At 76.3% G+C, this 5,202-nt stretch carries 3 protein-coding genes; all 3 read left to right on the top strand.

Features of this window, described 5'->3' with window-relative positions:
• A partial coding sequence (locus tag VFE05_20850) for an AAA family ATPase (GenBank protein HET6232537.1) occupies positions 1–2,902 on the top strand: 2,902 nt, incomplete at its 5' end.
• 440 nt (positions 2,903–3,342) lie between these two features.
• Positions 3,343–4,116 (top strand): methyltransferase domain-containing protein, encoded by a 774-nt coding sequence (locus VFE05_20845; protein ID HET6232536.1) that lies wholly within the window; start codon positions 3,343–3,345, stop codon positions 4,114–4,116.
• A gap of 407 nt (positions 4,117–4,523) precedes the next feature.
• The coding region (locus tag VFE05_20840; protein HET6232535.1) for an FAD-dependent oxidoreductase at positions 4,524–5,202 on the top strand (679 nt) is incomplete at its 3' end.

Genomic DNA, 5,202 nt, shown 5'->3' with positions numbered 1-5,202 from the left:
CCAGCGCCTGCTGGCCGAGGTCGCGGGGACCCCGCTGCAGGGCACGCCGCCGCTGTCGCTGAGCGTGTCGGTGGGCGTCGCCACCTTCCCGGACGACGGCACCACGGCCGAGTCGCTGTTCGAGCGGGCGGACGGGCGGATGTACGAGGCCAAGCGCGCCGGCCGCGGCCAGGTGGTCGCGGCAGACGCGGCCAGCGCGGCCCAGGCGCTCTTTCAGCAGGACGAGCGGCTGGTGGAGCGCGTGCACGAGGTCGACCGCCTGAACCGCTTCCTTGACGCGATGCCGCTGGCCCGCCGCGGCGTGGTTCGCGTGGCCGGCGCGCCGGGCAGCGGGCGGACGCGCATGCTGGCCGAGGCGCGCGCCCTGGGCGAGCTGCGCGGCCTGCGCGTGCTCTGCGTCCGCGGGCGCCCCGAGCTGCGGGCGGAGCCGTACGGCGCGCTGCGGGCCGCGCTGGAGGATCCGGACGCGATCCCGCCGTCCGTCGCCGGGCCGGTGGAGGCCGCCACGCTCGTCCGCCGCGCGCTGCACGTCACCCGCGGCCCCGGCCTGCTCATCTGCGCCGACGACACGGCGGAGCTGGACCGTCCCACGGCGGCCGCCCTGCGCGCGCTCCTCGCCGGCCCCCGCCGCGGCGCCCCCGTGGCCCTCGCCTACGCGGCGGACGACGACGGGCCGGACCTGTCGCCGCCGGACATCGGCCTGCGCGAGCGGCTGGACCTGCGCCCGCTCACGCCCGAGGGCGTGCGGGTGTGGCTGCGAACCCTGCTGCGCTGGGAGGCGCCCGAGGGGTTCCTGGAGTGGCTGCGCGAGCGCACCGGCGGCCTGCCCGGCTCCGTCCGCCGCACCGTCGTGCACCTGGTGGACCGGCACCTGCTGGCGGCGCACGGCGACGAGTGGACGCTGGCCGAGGGCTACCGCGACGCCCTTCCGCCGCCGCCGCGCGCCGGGAGCGGGCTGGGGGAGATGCGCGGCTTCCCGCGCGTGGGCATGCCGCTGCTGGGCCGCGACCCCACGGTGCGCGAGGTGGTGCGGACGCTGAGGGATGCGCGGCTGCTCACCCTTTGCGGCCCCGCGGGATGCGGCAAGACGCGCCTCGCCATCGAGGCCGCGCACGAGGCCGCCGAGCTCTTCGCCGACGGCGCCGTCTTCGTCTCCTTGCGCGGCGTCGCCAGCGCGGCTGAGGCGGACGCGCAGCTCGCCGACGCGCTGGGCGACGCACCCGCGGGCGGGGGAGACCTGCGCGTGTCGCTGCTGCGGCACCTGCGCCGCAAGCGCGTGCTGCTGGTGCTGGACGGCGTGGACGGCTCGGCCGTGGGCGCCGACCTGGCCGCCGCCGTGGTCGACGCCGCCCCGGAGGCGCGCGTCCTGGCCACCTCGCGCGACCGGCTGCACCGGCCGGGCGAGTGGATGATGGAGGTGGAGGCGCTGCGCGTGCCCAAGTGGTCCGACGCCGAGCGCATGGGCACCTCTGCCGCCGTGCAGCTCTTCGTGGAGCGCGCGTCGTCCGGCGGGCGGACGGCGGCGGGAGATGCGGAGGACGCCGTGGTGGCGCGCATCTGCCAGCTTCTCCAGGGCCACCCGCTGGCGACGGAGATGGCGGCGGCGCAGCTGGGCCCCACGCGCTGCCGCGACCTGCTGCACGAGCTGGAGACCAACCTGGACGGCATCGACATCTACCATCCCGCCGCCGCCCCCGAGCGCCGCGTGTTCCGCGCGGTGCTGGAGCTGGCCTGGCGGCTGATGCCGGCGCCCCTGCGGTCCACCGTGCGGCGCGCGTCGCTGCTGCCGGGCGCGTTCGGCTCCGACGCGGCGCTGGCCGTCGCGGGGGCGGACCGGGACGCGCTGGAGGAGCTGGAGCGGCGCGGGCTGCTGGCCCGCACCGGCGACGACCGCTTCGCGCTGCACGCCCCCGTGCGCGAAGCCGCCGCCGCCAAGCTGGACGACTTTCCCCGCGAGCGCGGCGAGGCGCAGGCCGAGCTGGTGTCGCACTACCTGGGGCTGCTCGCCGCCTCGCTGCAGCGCCTGCGCGACCCGGCCGAGGCCGCGGGCGCCGTGGCGCTGCTGGTGCCCGAGGTGCCGCACCTGCGCCTGGCCTGGCGCACGGCGGCCATGGACGGGCGGCGCGAGGAGCTGGACCGCGCCGCCCCCGCCCTCTTCGCCCTGTGCGCCGCCCGCGGCTGCTGGGCCGAGGCCGCCGCATCGTTCGGCCTGGCGCTGGACTGGGTGTGCGGCGGCGACGGGCCGGACCCGTGCCGCGACCGCCTGGCCCAGCGCCTCCGCGCGCTGCGGGGCGCCAGCCTGCTGCACGGCGGCCGCGTGGCCGAGGCGCGCGACGACCTGGGCGCCGCCCTCGCCGCCGCCGTGCGCGCGGGCGACCTGGGCGAGCAGGTGTTCTGCCAGGGCGCCCTGGCCGTGGCAGAGGCGCGGGCCGGGCGCGTGCCCGAAGCGCGGCGCCACGCGATCGAGGCCGTGGACGCCGCCCGCAACGGGCCGGACACGCACGTTCTGGCCGGCGCCCTGCGCGACGCCGCCGCCGCCCGCGGCGAGGTGGGCGACCTGCGCGAGGCGGTCACGCTGCTGCTGGAGCTTTCCGGGCAGGAGCACGACAGCCTGGCGCGGCAGGGCTCGTGGGAAACGCTGGTGACCGTGGCCGAGACGCTCATGCGCGCCGAGGGGCTGGCGTTCGCAGCCACGCTGCTGGCCCGCGTCGCCGCCGAGAGCCGCGCTCCCACCGCCGTGGCCTCGCGCGCCGAGCGGCTGCTGGACGAGATCCAGCCGCGCGTGGACGGCCCCCCGCCCGAGGTGCGCATCGTCACGGGCGACAGCCCGGCCGGCGCGCGCCCGCTCCACATCCTCCGCCCCACCCGCCGCGGCCCCGCCCGCAGGGCCGGCGAAAGCTGAGCTTGCAGAAGTAGCGATTCCCGGCCGTCGCCGATGGCCGGACAGGGTGACTGGAGCATTGCCTCCGGTCACCCTCGCACCCGTTCCGCCAAGGGGGCCGGAAGACCCGGGAATCTCCCGACGCATAGGGGTGCGATTCATGGCATCCGCCTCTCTGCATACGCTTTGGCTCGTCCGCCCCGGATCAACGGCCACCGCGGTTTGTCGGTAGATGCAGCAGCGCTCATCGCTCTTCCTGCTGCCGGGAGGCGAGGGATGGGGTCCGGCCGGGCGGATCGGTGGATGTCGATCTACCGATGAAAAACGGTGGGCGATGTCGATCGATGGTGCTCGACGTGTAGATGGCGTCGAGGCGGGACAGGCGATGCGCGGATCGGCGGCGCTTCGGCGGATATGCGGATTGGGATGGTGTGGGATCGCGGGCCGGAGAGGAGGTAGAGGTGGCGGAGACTAGAGATGCGGGCTGGCGGATCGCGGCGGCGCTGGTGCGCCTGAAGCACGCGGCGCGGCCGCGGACGCGGGTGCAGCGCTGGGCGTTCCGGGCGCGCGAGGAGTGGATGGGCGTGCGGCCCGTCGTGGAGCTGGCGCGCGACCTCCGCTGGGGCGGGTGGTGCGGCGGGAGCGTGCCGAACCCGTTCGCGGACCGCGGCGCCGTGCAGGTGCAGAGCACGCACTACGACACGCTCGCCCGCCTCTTCCGCGACCCGCGCCTGTCCGTGCACCCCCGCGACGTGCTGGTGGACGTGGGCTGCGGCAAGGGGCGCGTGCTGAACTTCTGGCTGGGCAGGCACCCGCGGAACCGCGTCGTCGGCCTGGAGCTGGTGGAGCCCGTCGCCGAGCGCGCCGCGCGCCGCCTCCGCCGCCGCGCCACAGCTCGCGTCGTGGGCGGCGACGCCGTCCAGCATCTCCCGGCGGACGGGACGCTCTTCTACCTGTACAACCCGTTCGGAGCAGACACGGTGGCCGCCTTCGCCGGGCGGTTGCTGGAGACGAACGCCGACCCGGCCCGCGCGCGCATCATCTACCTCAACCCGCGCCATCTCTCCGTCTTCGAAGACGATCCGCGCTGGCGGGTGGAGATCCTGGAGACGGGGCTGATGGAGAAAGCGGCGTTCATCACGGTTGCCGCCGGTGGCGCCGACGCCTCCCGCATCCGCACCGCGTGGGCGGGCGAGCCCATCGCGGACGGCCGCGCGGGGCAGCCGGTGGAGTGAGCGCGCGCGCCCGTCCGCCGGCGCTGCGACGGAGCCTCGTCGCACGTCGTGACGATGCCGTGCATCTCCCGTGTCCGGCCCCTTCCATTTCGCGACTAAACAGCGTAGCCACAAAGGTTTGCTGGACTTCGCGGGCGATGCCGCACTATCGTACGAAACGTACGCCGGGGGCCGTCCGGCGTGCGCGGCGGCCGCTCTCCGGGACACGCGCGGAGGCGGCCGCCGGCATCGTTTCGCATCGGCCGTCATCCCTCCCGATCAGGTGCCGTGCGCATCGCATCGACCGTCCGCAGCTCATCTCCCGTGACCCGCGCGCGCTCGCCGCCGGGGCCGCGCGCCACGCCGCCATCCGCCCGCGAGGGGCGGATCGCGGGCACACGTACTCACCGGACGGAGAGGGAAACACGATGCCGATAGAAGAGACGGCCGCCGCCACCGCGGCGGGAATCGACCTGACGGGGGTGGTGATCCCCGGCGCGACCGGACCCGAGCCGCCCGGCGCCGACGAGCTGCGCGCCCGCCTGCGCGGCGACCTGCTGGGCCCGTCGCACCCCGAGTACGACGCGGCGCGCGCCGTGTGGAACGGCATGATCGACCGCCGCCCCGCGCTCATCGCCCGGTGCCGCGGCGCGGCCGACGTGCGCGCGTGCGTGGCGTACGCGCAGGAGCACGGCGTGCAGGTGGCGGTGCGCGGCGGTGGCCACAACATCGCCGGCAAGGCCGTGTGCGACGGCGGGCTGGTGATCGACCTGTCGCCCATGCGCGCGGTGCGCATCGACCCGCGGCACCGGCTGGCGCGCGTGGAGCCCGGCTGCACGCTGGCCGACTTCGACCGCGAGGCGCAGGCGTTCGGGCTGGCCACGCCGCTGGGCATCAACTCCACCACCGGCGTGGCGGGCCTTACCCTGGGCGGCGGCTTCGGCTGGCTCACCCGCAGCCTGGGGATGACGGTCGACAACCTGGTCTCGGTAGACGTGGTGACGGCCACGGGCGAGCTGCTGCGTGCCCACTCGCGCGACCACTCGGACCTGTTCTGGGCCGTGCGCGGCGGCGGCGGCAACTTCGGCGTGGTCACCTCGTTCGAGT

It is taken from the genome of Longimicrobiaceae bacterium (genome assembly GCA_035696245.1).
Lineage (GTDB): Bacteria > Gemmatimonadota > Gemmatimonadetes > Longimicrobiales > Longimicrobiaceae > DASRQW01.
The sequence above is the reverse complement of the archived record's forward strand: the minus strand, read 5'-3'. Positions and strand labels throughout refer to the sequence as shown.